The sequence below is a fragment of the Vibrio sp. SCSIO 43155 genome, assembly GCF_023716605.1.
GTDB lineage: Bacteria > Pseudomonadota > Gammaproteobacteria > Enterobacterales > Vibrionaceae > Vibrio > Vibrio harveyi.
In genome coordinates this window covers 1,289,554-1,305,921 of sequence record NZ_CP071853.1, presented here as the reverse complement: position 1 = coordinate 1,305,921, position 16,368 = coordinate 1,289,554, and the positions used below count along the sequence as shown (strand labels likewise).

General features: G+C 44.9%; 14 protein-coding genes. 11 read left to right on the top strand and 3 right to left on the bottom strand.

The genetic code is table 11. The annotated features are described in order from the left end of the window. Positions 1 to 3 precede the first annotated feature (3 nt). Genes J4N44_RS22705 through nirD form a run of 4 tightly spaced genes read left to right on the top strand, consistent with a single transcriptional unit; the run spans position 4 to position 4,683 of the window. On the top strand, positions 4 to 969 hold the full coding sequence (locus J4N44_RS22705; protein WP_252045207.1) for an ABC transporter permease: 966 nt from the start codon (positions 4 to 6) through the stop codon (positions 967 to 969). A gap of 11 nt (positions 970 to 980) precedes the next feature. Continuing rightward, positions 981 to 1,817, top strand: coding sequence for an ABC transporter ATP-binding protein (locus J4N44_RS22700; protein WP_005450080.1), 837 nt, complete (start codon positions 981 to 983; stop codon positions 1,815 to 1,817). Positions 1,818 to 1,827: 10 nt separating this feature from the next. Next, positions 1,828 to 4,347 carry a nitrite reductase large subunit NirB gene (gene nirB, locus J4N44_RS22695; protein ID WP_252045206.1) on the top strand — a complete coding sequence of 840 codons (2,520 nt, stop codon included), beginning with the start codon at positions 1,828 to 1,830 and terminating at the stop codon, positions 4,345 to 4,347. Next, positions 4,348 to 4,683 carry a nitrite reductase small subunit NirD gene (gene nirD / locus J4N44_RS22690; protein ID WP_017820230.1) on the top strand — a complete coding sequence of 112 codons (336 nt, stop codon included), beginning with the start codon at positions 4,348 to 4,350 and terminating at the stop codon, positions 4,681 to 4,683. 98 nt (positions 4,684 to 4,781) lie between these two features. Here nirD and J4N44_RS22685 read toward each other — a convergent pair whose 3' ends face one another. Further along, a complete protein-coding gene (locus tag J4N44_RS22685) occupies positions 4,782 to 5,186 on the bottom strand; it encodes a PPC domain-containing DNA-binding protein (RefSeq protein ID WP_252045205.1) in 405 nt (134 codons plus the stop codon). Between the two features lies 1 nt (position 5,187). After that, on the bottom strand, positions 5,188 to 5,763 hold the full coding sequence (locus J4N44_RS22680) for a TetR/AcrR family transcriptional regulator (protein ID WP_252045204.1): 576 nt from the start codon (positions 5,761 to 5,763) through the stop codon (positions 5,188 to 5,190). A 284-nt stretch (positions 5,764 to 6,047) separates the two neighbouring features. Between J4N44_RS22680 and J4N44_RS22675 the strand changes: the two genes are divergently transcribed. From J4N44_RS22675 to J4N44_RS22660, 4 genes are all read left to right on the top strand, one after another. After that, a complete protein-coding gene (locus tag J4N44_RS22675; RefSeq protein ID WP_039839521.1) occupies positions 6,048 to 6,662 on the top strand; it encodes a glutathione S-transferase in 615 nt (204 codons plus the stop codon). Between the two features lie 254 nt (positions 6,663 to 6,916). Continuing rightward, positions 6,917 to 7,177 (top strand): hypothetical protein, encoded by a 261-nt coding sequence (locus J4N44_RS22670; protein ID WP_017190864.1) that lies wholly within the window; start codon positions 6,917 to 6,919, stop codon positions 7,175 to 7,177. A 21-nt stretch (positions 7,178 to 7,198) separates the two neighbouring features. Beyond that, complete coding sequence (locus tag J4N44_RS22665; protein ID WP_252045203.1) at positions 7,199 to 8,881, top strand: SpoIIE family protein phosphatase; 1,683 nt, start codon at positions 7,199 to 7,201, stop codon at positions 8,879 to 8,881. 24 nt (positions 8,882 to 8,905) lie between these two features. Then, positions 8,906 to 9,466, top strand: coding sequence for a phosphohydrolase (locus tag J4N44_RS22660; protein ID WP_252045202.1), 561 nt, complete (start codon positions 8,906 to 8,908; stop codon positions 9,464 to 9,466). A gap of 75 nt (positions 9,467 to 9,541) precedes the next feature. Here J4N44_RS22660 and J4N44_RS22655 read toward each other — a convergent pair whose 3' ends face one another. Next, the gene (locus tag J4N44_RS22655) at positions 9,542 to 9,967 is read right to left on the bottom strand and encodes an ester cyclase (RefSeq protein WP_047515949.1); all 426 of its coding nucleotides are present in this window, start codon (positions 9,965 to 9,967) and stop codon (positions 9,542 to 9,544) included. Between the two features lie 116 nt (positions 9,968 to 10,083). On the opposite strand from J4N44_RS22655, the gene J4N44_RS22650 reads away from it, so the two are divergent. The 3 genes from J4N44_RS22650 to J4N44_RS22640 all read left to right on the top strand — a co-directional run bounded on the left by J4N44_RS22650 (position 10,084) and on the right by J4N44_RS22640 (position 16,245). Continuing rightward, positions 10,084 to 10,974: a LysR family transcriptional regulator gene (locus tag J4N44_RS22650; protein WP_009696291.1), complete on the top strand. Its 891-nt coding sequence runs from the start codon at positions 10,084 to 10,086 to the stop codon at positions 10,972 to 10,974. Positions 10,975 to 11,272: 298 nt separating this feature from the next. Beyond that, a complete protein-coding gene (locus J4N44_RS22645) occupies positions 11,273 to 12,592 on the top strand; it encodes a peptidoglycan DD-metalloendopeptidase family protein (protein WP_050902727.1) in 1,320 nt (439 codons plus the stop codon). 764 nt (positions 12,593 to 13,356) lie between these two features. Then, positions 13,357 to 16,245 (top strand): Ig-like domain-containing protein, encoded by a 2,889-nt coding sequence (locus J4N44_RS22640; protein WP_252045201.1) that lies wholly within the window; start codon positions 13,357 to 13,359, stop codon positions 16,243 to 16,245. The last annotated feature ends 123 nt before the right edge of the window (positions 16,246 to 16,368 follow it).

Genomic DNA, 16,368 nt, shown 5'->3' with positions numbered 1-16,368 from the left:
AGTATGTCTAGTAATGTCATTTCCCTTTTTCCTGCTAAGCAGGTAGTGAACCGAAGTCGGTTGGTGCTTTTGCCCGTTATTGGCTTGCTGATCTTTTTGGCAATGTGGCACTTAGCAGCGAGAGAAGTGCAAACCTCATTAGGTACGCTACCGGGACCGGTGCAAACTTTTCAGCAGTTCAGCAACCTTGTCGATGACCATTGGCAAGAGCGAGAAAAGGAACAAGCGTTTATCGAGCGTCAGGAAAAGCGCAATGCTGCAAAATTAGCCAAAAATCCAGATGCGACAGTGAAGATTCGTCCCTACACAGGTAAGCCGACGTTCTTCGACCAAATCATAACAAGCCTAGTGACTGTAACTGCCGGCTTTCTGTTGGCGACTGTCATTGCGATTCCACTTGGCATCGTGCTTGGTCTGAATCAAGGGCTGTATCAAGCGTTCAACCCAATCATTCAACTGCTCAAACCCGTATCACCTTTAGCTTGGCTGCCTATCGTCACTATGGTGGTGAGTGCCACTTATGTGAGTGATGATCCGATGTTTGCTAAGTCGTTCATCAACTCTCTGATCACTGTGGCGCTGTGTAGCTTATGGCCGACGCTGATTAACACCGCTGTGGGCGTAACGAGCGTTGATAAAGACTTAATCAACGTGAGTAAAGTGCTTCAACTTTCGTGGTGGCAGCACATTCGCACTATCGTTTTACCTTCTGCCATTCCAATGATCTTCACCGGTTTACGTCTCTCTTTAGGTATCGCTTGGATGGTGTTGATTGCGGCAGAAATGCTCGCTCAGAACCCGGGGTTAGGCAAGTTCGTTTGGGATGAATTCCAGAACGGCAGCTCGGCATCATTGGGGCGCATCATGGTGGCAGTCATCACCATTGGTTTTATCGGTTTGATGCTCGATAGAGGCATGCTGCAACTTCAAAAGTGGCTGTCTTGGAATAAACAACAAGCGTTGAGATAAGGGAAACGATCATGGAAAAAGCATTATTAGATCTAACGCGTTTAGGGATGCGATTCCCAACGCCAGATGGCGAGTTCATCGCGCTTAAGAACGTCGATTTACAAATCAATAAAGGCGAGTTTGTATCCCTAATTGGTCACTCTGGCTGTGGTAAATCAACGGTATTGAACTTAGTTGCAGGGCTACACATGCCAACAGATGGCGGCGTGATCGTCGATGGACGAGAAGTAGCTGGACCAGGACCTGACCGCGCAGTGGTGTTCCAAAACCATTCATTGTTGCCTTGGCTCACCGTATATCAAAACGTTGAGCTAGCTGTAAAACAAATTGCCGGCAAAAAGGGCAAAGCGTGGATTCAGGAGCAAGTGAATCACTATTTGGAGTTGATTCAAATGCAGCATGCCGCGCACAAAAAGCCGGATGAAATCTCTGGTGGTATGAAGCAGCGAGTCGGCATTGCGAGAGCACTGGCACTTCAACCAAAGGTTTTGCTGATGGATGAACCATTTGGCGCGTTGGATGCGTTAACTCGTGCGCATTTGCAGGATGCACTGATGAAGATTCAAGCCGAGCTAAACAACACCGTCATCATGATTACCCACGATGTGGATGAGGCGGTGTTGCTATCCGACAAAATCGTGATGATGACTAACGGACCGGCAGCAACCATTGGAGAAGTGTTAGAAGTGAATCTACCTCGCCCTCGTGAGCGTGTCGCACTGGCAGATGATGCGCAGTATCAGAAGTGTCGACAAGCAGTGCTGAAGTTCCTTTACGAGAAGCAATCCAAAGTCGAGATTCCTGCTTCGAAAGAAGACAAACCCAAAACCGCAGCGCAAACGGCATAAGGAGGCAGCAATGAACAGTCCTTTAACGATCCCAGTAAAGAACGCATTGAGCCACATCGTTGTGGTAGGTAATGGTATGGTCGGGCAACACCTTGTCGAGCAATTGGTACAGAAAAACGCGCATTTGGAGCACCGAATTACCGTGATTGGTGCAGAGCGCTTTATCGCGTATGACCGTGTACAGTTGTCCTCTTTGTTTGCGGGCAAATCTCATGATGATTTGATGCTGAGTAACCAAGAATGGTACGACATGCATGGCATCCAACTCGTACTTGGCAGCCAAGTAACAGGCATCGACAGAGAACAAAAGCGCCTTCTGCTTGATGGTGAAGATGTGCTGGGTTACGACCAACTCGTGCTCGCGACCGGTTCTTACCCGTTTGTGCCTCCAATTGAAGGTAAAGACCGAGACAACGTGTTTGTCTACCGCACGCTTGATGACCTTTCACAAATCAAAAAAGCATGTGAAGGCGCAAGAACGGGCGCAGTGATTGGCGGCGGCTTGTTGGGTTTAGAAGCGGCAAACGCACTTAAACTATTGGGGTTAGAAACTCATGTTATTGAATTTGCTCCTCGCCTGATGCCCGTGCAGTTAGACGATGGTGCTGGCTTAGTGCTAAAAGAGAAGATTGAAGCGCTAGGGTTAACCGTTCACACCTCAACGGGTACGGAGCGAATCTGCGATGGTGAAACGGCTAAGCATCGTATGGTGTTTAAAGACAAAGATCCTCTCGAAGTGGATGTGATTGTCTTTTCCGCAGGTATTCGCCCTCAAGATGAGTTGGCAAGGCTGGCTGAGCTAGAAATAGGCGAGCGAGGCGGCATTGTGATTAATAACCAATGCCAAACCAGCGATGAGAACATTTACGCGATTGGCGAATGTGCCCTTTGGGAGCAGAAGATCTTTGGTTTAGTCGCACCCGGTTACACCATGGCGAGAACCACTGCCGATGTCTTGACTGGGATGCCAAGCGAAGGTTTCAAAGGTGCAGACATGAGCACTAAACTTAAGCTGCTTGGGGTAGATGTGGCGTCTATCGGCGATGCACAAATGCAAACCGAAGGCGCACAAGAAATGGTATTGCAAGATGCGGTTGCAGGCATCTACAAAAAGCTGGTGGTAGATGCGAGTGGTACCCAATTGCTTGGTGCGATTCTCGTTGGTGACAACAGTGACTACGATGCGCTCTTACAGTGTTATTTGAACAAAACGGTCCTGCCAGACCACGCAGCGAACCTGCTGTTTGATACCGGAATGCTTGATGGAGAGATGCCAGACAGCGCCATTATCTGTTCTTGTCACAACGTCACAAAAGGCGACTTAGTTGCCGAGATTCAAGCCGGAACCACCAACCTCACAGACCTTAAAGCTAACACCAAAGCCGGTACAGGCTGTGGTGGCTGTAGCAATATGGTCAAGTCGGTATTGGATACTCAATTGGCAGCCATGGGGGTAGAGGTTAACAACTACCTTTGTGAGCACTTTGAGCTTAGTCGCCAAGAGATGTTCCATATTTGCCAAGTGGAACAAATCAAAGACTTCGACACCTTAATTGCACTGTATGGCAAAGGGCATGGGTGTGATATCTGTAAGCCAACGGCGGCATCTGTGTTCGCTTCTTTGTGGAATGAACACATCATGGAGCCTCAACATCAATCTCTGCAAGATTCTAATGATGCCTTTATGGCAAACCTGCAAAAAGACGGCTCTTACTCGATTGTACCTCGTGTTCCGGGCGGCGAAATCACACCAGACAAACTTATCGTGCTAGGCGAAGTTGCTCAGCAATACGATCTATACACCAAGATCACTGGCGGTCAGCGCGTGGATTTATTTGGCGCGCAGTTAGAACAGCTTCCTGAAATCTGGCAAACCTTAATCGATGCCGGTTTTGAAACAGGGCACGCCTACGGGAAATCGGTGCGCACCGTGAAATCTTGCGTGGGTTCTACTTGGTGTCGTTATGGTGTTGATGATTCAGTTGGATTAGCCATTGAGTTAGAGAACCGCTACAAAGGATTGCGAGCGCCCCATAAGCTTAAGTTTGCCGTATCGGGCTGTACTCGCGAGTGTGCGGAAGCGCAAAGTAAAGACATTGGGGTGATCGCCACTGAAAACGGCTGGAATCTATACGTTTGCGGTAATGGCGGCATGAGACCAAGACACGCGGATTTGTTTGCATCCGACTTATCCAAATCAGAGTTGATCACCATGATCGACCGAGTATTGATGTTCTACGTCAGCACCGCAGATCGCTTGCAGCGTACGTCGGTGTGGATGGAGAACATGGAAGGGGGCTTAGATTACCTTAAGCAAGTGATTTTGGATGACTCTCTGAATCTATGTGATTCATTGGATGAGCAAATGGCACGAGTCGTAGATACCTATCAATGTGAGTGGAAGAGTACGTTGGATAATCCTCAAAAACTGCAACGCTTCCGTCCTTTCTTGAACAGCACGTCAGGCAGCAAAGTCTTGCCGTACCAGCGCGTGCGCGGTCAGCGTATTCCAGTGAAACAGGAGGTGTAAATGGCAGCTTTAACCAAAGTGAAATTGTGTCAGCTTGATGACTTAATGCCGTTCATCGGTGCCACTGTATTGATTGAAGGCGAGCATGTCGCGTTATTCTACATTCCAGATAGCGGTGTGTACGCTGTTCAGGATTGGGACCCAATTGGTAAGGCTTATGTGATGAGTCGAGGGATTGTCGGTGATATTGATGGTGAGATGTGTGTTGCATCACCACTGTACAAACAGCATTTCAGTTTAAAGAGCGGGCAGTGTTTGGAAGACGAAGCGCACTGTCTAAAAACGTGGCAAGTAACGGTTGACGATAATCAGGTTTGTTATTTAGTCGAAGAATGATCTCCGAAGTTAGCTTGCTCGATATGAGTGAATTCTTCGCGTGAGAGACATGCGAATAAAGCTCCAGAGACACCACAGTATGGTTCTGGAGCTGTTTACTATTTGGAAGGATTCACTTGTAGTTCGGTATAGCCAGTCGAGTCGTCCATCGTTCTGGTGAACTCAAGTTCTGAGTAAGAATGGATGATCAATTCTGCGGTAGTATCAATCACTGTGCCTTCCAGCAAATGCCCACCCCAGACTCGTCCTTCACGATCAGACACCGAGATATGAACGTGCTGATGTTCAGCCGTTAGGGTTCCCATCACAGAGACGATTTCAAATGGCTCTTGTTTGGTTAACGTACTCTCTGCACCTGCCAAACGAAGGTTGAGGTCAGAGACACAACCAACGCATGAAGCAATCGAGCCTGCTTTGATACCATACTGCTCGACCAATTTCGCTAGGTTCAGCTTTAAGTCCATGCCTTTGGTAAGACGTACCGCTATCACTTCAATCGACATGTCACTTCCTAATCAAAACCAGCAAGCAGGCAAGCGCCGTATCCAAATCGGCATAACGTTTGGCTTTGCCAAGTACGCGCATGCCTTGCATGTTGTTGAGAACAAAACGAGCAAGCTCTTCTGGTTTCAGCGTTTTCGGCACTAAGGTTTCTTTTTGTGCATTGGTCAGCGCATCCGCAATGATGTCAATAAGATGGTCAAACAAAAAATGCCCTTTGCGCAGTACATCATCGTCTTCACCAGCGTGCTCAATCAACGCATTTTGGATAAAACACCCACAGTTGCGTTTACGTTGCAGATCAGCAAAAGATTTAAGGAACGATTCCAACTCAGGTAAGGACGCGTCGTCTTTTTCCAAATCATTCAGTGACGGTAGCGAGACCTTTTTCAAGTAGGTATCGAGCGCTTCGTAGTAGAGCTGTTGCTTGTCACCATAGGTGTTGTAAAGACTGAAGCGGTTGATGTTCAACTCGTCGGTGAGATCCGAGATAGACGTGTTCGCAAAGCCCTTGCGCCAAAACACATCCATAGCCACGAGAAGCTTTTCATCTCGGTCGAAGTTGGCTTTTCTTGCCATAAATTACCTGCCTGGGTCTGCTTATCGGGTAATTAAATTGCTTTGGAGGGATGGTACAGAGAACCTCTAGCGTTCGAACTGAACCAATATGATGAATACCCATCTATTCTTGGGTATCAGCCTCCAAATTCATGTGAACTCACAAACGGCATCAAAAATCTCGCTCAGCAAACAGACCCACAACTGTTTGAAAATTTTTGATAGTGAAGTTCTTGACTGATCGTTTATAAACTGGCTACAGTATATCCTAACCAATCGGTTAGAAAAAGATAAAAGGATGTGAAATGAAGCTCTATGAAACCGCAATGACTCCAAGTTGTAAGCGAGTTAGCATTTTTCTAAAGGAAATCGGTGGCGAGGTTGAGCGAATTGCGCTGAACGTTCGTGAGGGCGATAACCTATCTGAACCGTTTAAATCGAAAAGCGTGAACGGTAAAGTGCCTCTACTAGAACTGGATGATGGCACAGCGATCTGCGAAAGCGTGGCGATTTGTCGCTACCTAGATGAAGCGTTTGAAAATGATCTGGCGCTGTTTGGTGCTAACCAGCTTGAACGTGCTCAGGTGGAAATGTGGCATCGTGTTGTCGAATTCCAAGGTTTGTACACGGCTTTTCAGGCGTTTCGCAATATCACAGCAATTTACCAAGACCGTGAAAACTGTGTGGCTGCGTGGGGTGATGAGTCGAAGTCCCGCGTATTAGAATTCTTACCAATTCTCGACAAACGCTTGTCAGAAAGTGAGCACATCGCCACGGACAACTTCACCATCGTAGACATTACCGGCTACATTTTTGTTGGTTTTGCCGTAAATGGTTTGAGTATTGAAGTGTTCGAAACCTATCCAAATATTGCTCGTTGGTTTGAACAAGTATCGGTGCGTGAAGCGTTTCAAGGTTAACTTCTAGCGTGATTTTTCTAAGCAGCAAGGCTTTTGTAGACTTGCTGCTTTTTGTCGTTTTAAGCGCAAAGATCTTCAATTTGTTCAGGTTTTCTCTTCTTTTTCTGCCTTTCTCCTATAATTAACTCTGTTAATGAAACAACATCAATTGGCTCTCACGGCGTTTTGGAACCTTGAGTTCTTAGTTTGTAGACGTCCCAATCATTATTGGACTTCACCAAGTAATGAAGGACACCAAGCGACAAGGAGAGGTTATGCGTGTTCGAAGTAAAACCATCAATGGCGTGTTGTGTACGCTGCTCGTAGCGTCTGTGTGCGGACTCGTTGCCATGTATCAAAACCACAGTCAGCAGCATCAACAAATCGAGTTGCTGCGTGGGCAATTGATGGAAAAAGAAAACCAAATCGTCATCTCGAATGAGGCGTTGTCTTACACTCGTTATCAACATCAACTTTTAGCGGAAGATTACAGCCGTTTCAGAGATGCACAATCCATGAGTAGCGTGCCGCAATAAAGCAAACAGGCAAGGAGAGGTATGAAGTCCATATTGTTGGTTGACGACAGCAAAACGGTCCTGCTCTACATGACCAGTGCATTGCAAAAGCAAGGGTACGAGGTCATTGCCGTTGAAGATGGTGAGTCTGCGTTAGAAGTGCTGACTCACCGAATTGACATTCAGTTTGTCCTCAGTGATTTGATGATGCCAGGCATCAGTGGCATTGAGCTTTGCCGTGAGCTTAAATCGTCGGCGTTTTCTCGTTATATCTTCTTTGTGCTTCTCTCTTCCCGTAACGATCAAGAATCCATCATCAAAGGCATGGATGCAGGCGCCGATGACTTTGTCGACAAGAAGACGTCTGTAGAGGAACTACAAGCGCGTATCCGTGCGGGCTTTCGTACCTTAGAACTGCACAACACGCTCACGACAAAAAACCAAGAGCTCGATTTAGCGTATCAGACCATTCAGCAGGATTTGGATTCTGCCGGAGAGTTAATGGAACAACTCTTGCCCGTTGAAGAACAGATTCACACGGCACAATTTAGCTTCACTTATGTTCCTTGTACCAAGATCGGTGGGGATATGTTGGGCTATGTCGAGCTCGATGAGTCCCACGTTGCGTTTTATGTCTTCGATGTTTCCGGGCACGGTATTTCTTCGGCGTTAATGGCATTCTCGATTCAACAAACTTTGTCACAACGTAACAAATCGGAGTCGATAACGTTAGACTGGAGCGACAACGAGTACCGCATCAGTGAGCCTGCAGCTGTGATTGAAAGGCTTAATCGACGCTACCAGCAAACGCAAAACAGCAAACTCTATTTCACTATCGAATATGCCGTGTTGAACACCGAAACCGGTGAACTGAATTATTGCACAGCAGGGCACCCTAAATTTGTTTGGCAACAGACGGAACACAACTGCTTGGAACTTGTTGGCGACAACAACTTCATCGTCGGGGCATTGGAGCCGATGATGTACCAAGGTGGAAGTATCCAACTCAAGCCCAATGACGCGCTCTGGTTCTTCTCCGATGGCTTATTGGAAGCCAAGCAAGGCGAGAAGCTTTACGGCATTGACCGGCTGCTATCCAACATCGAAGAGAGTAAAGCGATGCCAGAAAAGGCACAGACCAATGCCGTTTTGGAGCAAGTGCAAAACTGGCAAGGAAAACCAGAAATCGACGATGATGTGAGCTTGTTGAAAGTGCAATGGTTGGGCTGTGCACAATCGCAAGCCGTTAAGTCGACAAGTTCGGTATTCCAGAAATCCTATCAAGCGTCTTTAGAAGTTTCACGCCAAGCGAGTCTCGAATTGGTTGAATTCCTTCAACAACATTCGGTTTCTTCTCATGTCGCGCAAACCCTTGAGCTGTGTGTGGTTGAGTTGATGAACAATGCTTTCATCCATGCCTATCAAGAACAAACCGGAAAAACGGTTGAGTTAGAATGCGAACTAACACAAGGTGAGCAGCACAACATAGAAGTGCGTGTATTTGATTATGGCAATCGCATTTCTGATGAAACCTTCCAAAGTTACATCTCAAAGCAAATTGAGACGCCAAATCTATTCGATGAAGAGAGTTGGATGCCTTCAGGGCGAGGTTTGATGCTCATAGCCCAAATGACAAACGCGTTTTCTGTATCACATCAAGGGGAGCGCAATTGCTTTACGGTGGTGATAACTCCCGACGAAAAGACAAAGTCTATAATTCTTTAAAGACTTTATCTGAGGAAACCAAACATGTCGCAAATAGAAATCAAACGAGATCGGCCACGCGTCGAATTGCTGTTTGCCAAATACAAAGATCAAATCGGAGATGACTTTCCGGGCTATCGTAATCATGTTTATCGAACCATCACTTATGCGATGCATTTCCTCGGCAATGATGAGCAGTACGAGCAGTTAGTTGAAACGGCATTTGTTTATCACGACATTGGTTTGTGGACTGACCATGAATTGGCTTATCTCGAGCCTTCTGAAGCGGTTGCTTTGGCAGATAATGAACACTTTGAGTGGGGGTTAGATCCTGATGCTTTGTGCGGTGCGATTCATTGGCACCATAAGATTTCGCCGTATAAAGGGCCGCACCAGAAAGTCATCGAAGCATGCCGAAAAGCAGACTGGATTGATGCAACCAAAGGCAGCGTTCGTAAGGGTTTGAGTAAAGAAGTTATTGCAGAAGTGGAAGCGGCATTTCCAAACTTGGGCTTTCATGACACTTTGCTGCGCCTAGCAAAAGACTATGGTGGTTCAACGTTAGTCGGCGGTGTTAAAGTCACGCTGGGTATCGTGAAGTGGTAGCCTGAATAATCTTATAGATCGAATGTAAAAAGAGGACTCCATTTGTGAGCCCTCACATTTACGTAACAGCATTGGTTATTGTGTGATCGTTAACCCAAGTTGAGTTGCCATGCTTAACTCGTTGCGCTCTACGATTTCTTCAATCACTTTACCTTCTTGGTTAAAGCGAAAGTAGGTGAGGCTTGTCCATGTAACGTCTTTACCTGATACATCGAACTCCATCCACGTATTTGCATTTTTGGCTTTGTGAGTCAGGGCGACAACCACTTGATCTTCTGCTTCTACAATGCGTTGAAAGCTTGTCTCAAGGCTCTCATAACGTTCAGTTACGCAAGATTTCAACTTGGCTTCAAATTCGACTAACCCTTTTAAGGTTTTTCCACAATCAGGGCGGTGAATAAGAGCATCTTCAGCGAAAAATTCCCCCACACGTTCTGTTGCCTTACCGTCAACACAAATCTTAAAGTAATTTCTTATGGTTTGGACTTGTTTACTTTCCATTTATTTATCTTCTCTTTGTTTGTTGAATTGCTGGGATTTTTAATCAAAAAATGAAGCTTGAATAGATCAGATAAGGTCGATAGTCTGTCAACAAATAGTAAACAATGAATGTTTTGATGAACTTAATCACGCTAATTAAATCGTTTATTTGCACCGTAGAGGAAGGCAGTTTTACGGGCGCATCTAAGAAACTAGAAGTGTCTAAATCTCTCGTGAGTCGCAATGTTAGAGATCTAGAAACGTATCTTGGAACGCGATTAATGAATCGCTCAACCAAGGCGCTGTCTCTTACGGACGCTGGTCATCAGTATTATCAAGAAGCACATGTTCTGATTTTGCAACTTGAAGCGCTGAATGACACGATGAGGTTTGATAGTAATGAAATCTCTGGCACCTTGAATGTTCTCGCGCCAAATGGTTTGACAGAAATCTTGCTCATGCCGTTTATTTGCGGTTTCAGTGATAAATATCCGGAGCTAAGAGTGAATTTGCTGCTTGATGATGGTTTAGATGATATCTCCTCACAAGGGTATGACGTAGCAATTCGATCTGGTCGTTTGGTTAGGCAAGATTCAGATTTGATCGCAACAAAGATCACTGAAAACAGGAATATCATATGTGCCTCGCCGCAATACTTAGAAGCCTCTTCTTCACTTTTGCAACCGAGAGATCTGCATTCTCATCGAATTATCGAAGACCCAAATTTAAAGAATTATAAGGTGTGGCGATTTAACAAAGCGGGAAAAGAGCTGGATGTGCAGGTGTCACCATCTCTTTCCGTTAACAGCGTACAGGCAGTGAAAACGGCGCTAAAACAAAACTATGGAGTTGCGATGCTTCCAAGAGCATTGGCGGAAGATGAGTTGTGTAAGGGCGAATTGATAGAAGTACTGAAAGACTACCAATTACCAACAAGAACGGTCTACGCGCTTTATCGAGCACGCTCTAACACACCGAGAAAGGTCAAAGTCTTTATCGAAGAGCTAAAAGCGTACTTTGTACCTTAACTTCAGCTCATTTCTGAGTATCCGTTGCTCTATGTTGATCGGTGCTGAAATCAGGTATGTGCGTTTAGTTTGTTTACTTTTCAATTCATCAAAGAGGATGGAACTTCAAAACGATTTAGTAATCATAGGGAAGGGTAAGATAATTTTCCCTTTTTTGTTGTAAGGTTTATCTAAGCAAAATAGACGTTTAGTGAGAATAGCAAAGCTTAGAAACAAAGTTCTCAAATACGTAACGTTTAAATTGTTCCTGCATGATGTTATAACATAACAATTACTATTCTCAGTTAACCCTAGTACTATGAAGTTTGTTCGTTATTCCTTAATTGCTGTCGCTGCTACCGCATTCTCTCTTGCAGCTTATCTCACCTATCAAGCAGAAACGAAACCAGAAGAAATCACCATTAAGGTCACGCCTTATTCAGAACTAAAGAGCGCTCAAAAAAACGAGACTCAAACAAATGAAACACCTCAAAATCCCGAACGTGAAGTCAAAAAGCATGACAACATCGCGCGTATTCACTACTTCGTTAAAGTTGGTGACACGCTCAGCACGATCTTTTCCTCATGGGGGGTATCATACGACACCACTCAAAAGCTTCTTGAAGCTGACTTAACGTCACTGAAGCTCGATACCATCAAACCAGGCGACCACCTTGAGCTCGTGGTAGATAGAGATACTAAGACCCTAAAACAAGTGATTTTCCATGAAAGCCTTGTCGAACGCGCGGTCTATACGCAAAACGACGATGGCACGTTTGCTTATGACTTTATTGAGGAGCCGGGAGAGTGGCGTGAAGAAATGTACTCAGGCACGATCAATGGCAGTTTTTCTTCTTCTGCGCATAAGCAAGGATTGACCACAACGCAGATTGCTAACATCACTCGCGTATTACGTGACAAAGTAAATTTTGCTCGTGAGCTTCGTGCTGGTGATAGCTTTCATGTATTGGTGAATCGACAATATCTTGATGATCACTTTACTGGTAATGCAGAAGTGCAGGGCATCGCGATCAAAATGCGAGCTAAAGACGTTGAAGCATTCTTAGCGGAGGACGGTCGTTTTTATGACAGAGCAGGTAACAGCCTTGAACAAGCATTTAACCGTTATCCGATCGACAAACAGTTCCGTCGTATTACCTCTCCATTCAACCCTTACCGAAAACACCCTGTTACGGGACGAATCTCTCCGCATAACGGTACGGACTTCGCAACACCAGTTGGTTCCCCGGTTTACTCAACTGGCGATGGCAAGGTGATAGCGGTTCGTAACCATCCTTATGCGGGTAAATACTTAGTGATAGAGCACAATAGTGTCTATAAAACGCGTTATTTGCATCTAAGCCGTTTTCTCGTCAAAAAGGGCGACCATGTTAAGCGTGGGCAGAAGATTGCATTGTCGGGAGCGACAGGACGATTAACTGGACCACACCTTCATTTCGAAGTGTTGGTACGTAATCGTGCAGTGGATGCTATGAAAGCGGATTTACCATTAGCGAGTTCCATTTCTACTAAAGACAAGCCAGCTTTTTTAGCAAGAGTCTCTGAATTTGATGATTTGGTTGCTCGTGAGCAAAGTGCCAGTAGTGCGCAAACAATGCAGAACAAACAATCCTCTTAGTGGGTATAGCAGCATCAAGGCAAGCATTTTCGCTTGCCTTTTTTGTTTTTAGCGAACTAGGTATTAGGTTCTTAAAATAGATGAAAAATAAAGCATATCAGAAGAATAAGCCTATGGGATGAGTCGGTTAATTATTGCATTTAAATGACAGTAAAAATAGAATTTATACTCTATTTTTATAGGAGCATAACTCATTTTACGCGATATAAATATGTGATATTTATTCCATAAAGTTCCATTGTCTTTGCTTACTACTATTTCCTATTTTACCAAGTGTATTTATTTTAAATCATTATTGTTTGATTTAATTTATAACTCCAATCAATGGGTGGATAATATATCTTCATTGTTGATTTTAAATCGCTGACTTTTAGTTCATTGTTTTTGGTGCGAGCAAAGTGCTTTAAGAAAGGGTGGTGGCTCTATCTTTTTGTTTTTAAAGGCTTTTACTCTCTTTTTGGTTGCTTTTATAGTGTGTGGTGACCGGTGATTAGTGCTAGCTTTTGATTAAATTAATATAATCTAATTAAGTTTATTCTTTTTCTTTTATTTTGATGTTTCATTTATAACTTATTGGTTTATAAATTGAACAATAAATAGTTATAGAGAAATAAATTTTGATATTTATCCCAGAAACAATAATGAATTTTTGCCTTGGTTATTTTTATTTATAAATTAAGTGTGCTTGCAAAACACAAATGAAACATTAATTGCAGGTCTTTGTGCAGTACCTAAATAATTAATATAAGACTAAGGACTTTATTATGTATCTAAGAAAGAGCAGTGCTACGCAGACAAACTCCATTGGTTATCGCACGCTAGGGCTAACAATGCTTTGCTCCGGTTTATTACTGAATCCTATTTCACAAGCCATGGCTGCGGAGTTTAGTACTGATGCGGTTGCTCAATCAGAAAGTGAATACTGGAGCACTTATAAGCTAGATATCAAGAACACAGGTTCTGAAACGGCAGACATGCGTGAAGCTGTCATTGAGTTCGTATTGCCTGTAGCAATCAATGACATCGGTTGGGCGTCAAATCACCTTTCGTATCCGTCATGGGAAATCTCTCATACGACACAATCTAACGGTGTACTGAACTCTGTCGCGCTGAAGTTTCCGCAAGGATCTTGGGTAGATAGCGAGCTTGCTTCTGGAGAATCTGCGGTACTGACGATTTCTTTCGGTGGAGAGTTGACGGATCTGAATGCGTTTGAAAATTCAGTGGTAGTGAAAGTCGATGGTGAAGTCGTTCCTCCACCTGAGTTCTCGCTCGATATTTTGGCTCCTGCACAAAACTCAGTGGTTTATACTGGCACAAATGTAGACATCATCACGGATATTGCGGGTGAAGGTGCAACCAAACTAGAGTTCTGGGTAAACAACATCAAATTGGGAGAGCAACCTGTTGTAGAAGGCACGACAGAGTATCAACAGGCCTGGCTCCCTGACACTATTGGCGCAGCATCGATTGCGGTCATGGCATTCGATGAGAGTGGAAAGAAACTGACAGAACAAACGGTTCAAGTAACGGTTGAATCGGAATCTACTGCACCAAATCCACCTGTGATTGAGTTTATCTCACCAGACGCTGGCTCTTCTCACCAAAAAGGTGACACCATTACAATCTCGGCCAATGTCTCTGATGCAGATGATGATTTAACAACCGTCAAATTCTTCGCCAACGATGCTGAAGTATGTCAGTTAGACGCGAAAGCGACTCAAGATTTCTCATGTGATTGGACGGCACACACTGCGGGGTCAACAACGCTTCGCGCTGAAGCTCAGGATGACGAGCAGCATAATTCACGCAAGAGCCTAACCATTACGGTCACAGACACGGGCACAAGTTGTGGCGATATTCCTCAGTACGAAGATGGTGTGCCATACAAAGTAGGCGATGAAGTCACGAATATTGGCAATATTTACTCATGTACCGTCGCGGGTTGGTGTGGTAATCCGGTTTGGACACCGGGCACCGGCCACCCTGATTATCCTGATGCGTGGAAAGACGCATGGAATGAAGTAGGGCAATGTGATCCGAACCCTGTGCCAGTTGTTAAGGTTCAGTCCCCTCAAGATGGACAAAAAATCGCACCAAACCAAGCATTCGATGTGGTAGTTGATGCAACGGATGATACCGAAGTTGCTCGCGTTGACGTTCAGTTGAATGGACAAGTGGTAGCAACCTCAGGCACACCTTCACAGGGCGATACTTATACCATCACGGTTCCTGCTCAAGTTGAAGGTCAATATACATTGACGGTTATTGCATACGATGATCAAGGTGCGAGTGCAGAAGCTGCGCCAATTTCTTTGGCTATCACTGACAAGGACTTGGTGGTTTCGCTTTCATCTCCTGTCGATGGTTCTAGCTACTTCGAAGGTCGTGCGATTTCTATCAAAGCGGATGCAAAGAGCTACGAAGGTGATATTACTTCTGTAAGCTTTATCGCCAATGGTAATGAACTGTTCAAAGATACCGAAGCGCCATACGAGTATGAATGGCTAGGTGCGCAGAAGGGGGCTTATGCCATCACGGCAAAAGCGGTAAACACAGCAAGCCAAGAGCAAACCTCAGCGACATCTAACATTACAGTTAAAGAAAGCACGGGCGGTGGCGGTTTAGTTGATAACCCAGATCGCTCTATCAGTTACCTAACATCTTGGGGTCTAAATGACTACGAGCAGTTGTTCAACTCAGAAGGAGACGGTTACCTATTGTCATTTGGTAAGTGGGATTCAAGCGGTAATATCACGATCTCTGACGGCATGCTCACACCGCCGGATTACAACCCAGATTGGATGCCAACGCAGTACCTCGCTTGGTCAACGCTTAAGCATGACAATGAAAACGTCACGATGATGGTAGCGTTCGGGGGCCAAACTTACGAAAGTATTTGGTCGGCGATCAGCACCCCACAAAGCCGTGAAGCGGTCGCGACTGGATTGGTTGAATTGGTCCACACGCCATTCCCTGTGTACAAGAAGAACCTGAAACCTGAAGAGATGGAAGGTGAGTGTCTTGCATCAAAACCAGATGGCAGCTGTGATTACAGCAAGTATCAGTTAGCTGGTTATGTGCATATTGATGGGTTGGATTTCGACTTCGAAAAAGCCGCTCGAATCACAGACGAAGAGAACCAAGACTTAACGGCATTGATCAAACTGATCCGTGAGAAAGTCGGCAACACCAAAGTGCTGTCCCTGACCACTTATCATGTAGGTGCCGACCCTGTCGAGTGTATGAATGCAAACGTATTCGAAAACTGTTCTTATGTTGAGCCATCTGGTCGCTCATCGCATCATGGTGAAGTCATTGATCTACTCAAAGCGACTAAAAATGACTTTGATTTCTTCAACGTCATGACATACGACGCTGGTCGAAACTTCCTATACGATGTCGCGATGGCGAACTATGCTGAATATATTGGAGACAAGTCGAAGATTGTTTTAGGTAACACGATCAACAGTCAGTGGGCACCAGGTGGTAACTTTGTTGAAACGCGTCAGAACAACCTAGACCGTGCTAAATGGCAGAAAGATAACGGTTATGGTGGTTTCTTCATGTGGACGTTGGGTTCAAACAACCAAGGTTTGAGTATGGCAGAACAAGTTGACTACTTTAACGACATGATCAATGTAAGTAAGTAGTACCTACCTCATCTTGTAATCTACTTGAACGACGGAAGGCTCAATGCCTTCCGTTATTTCTTCAATCTTCATCATGGGAAAGCCTTCTCTCGTCGTATTCCCATGCAAATCTCAAACTAATTA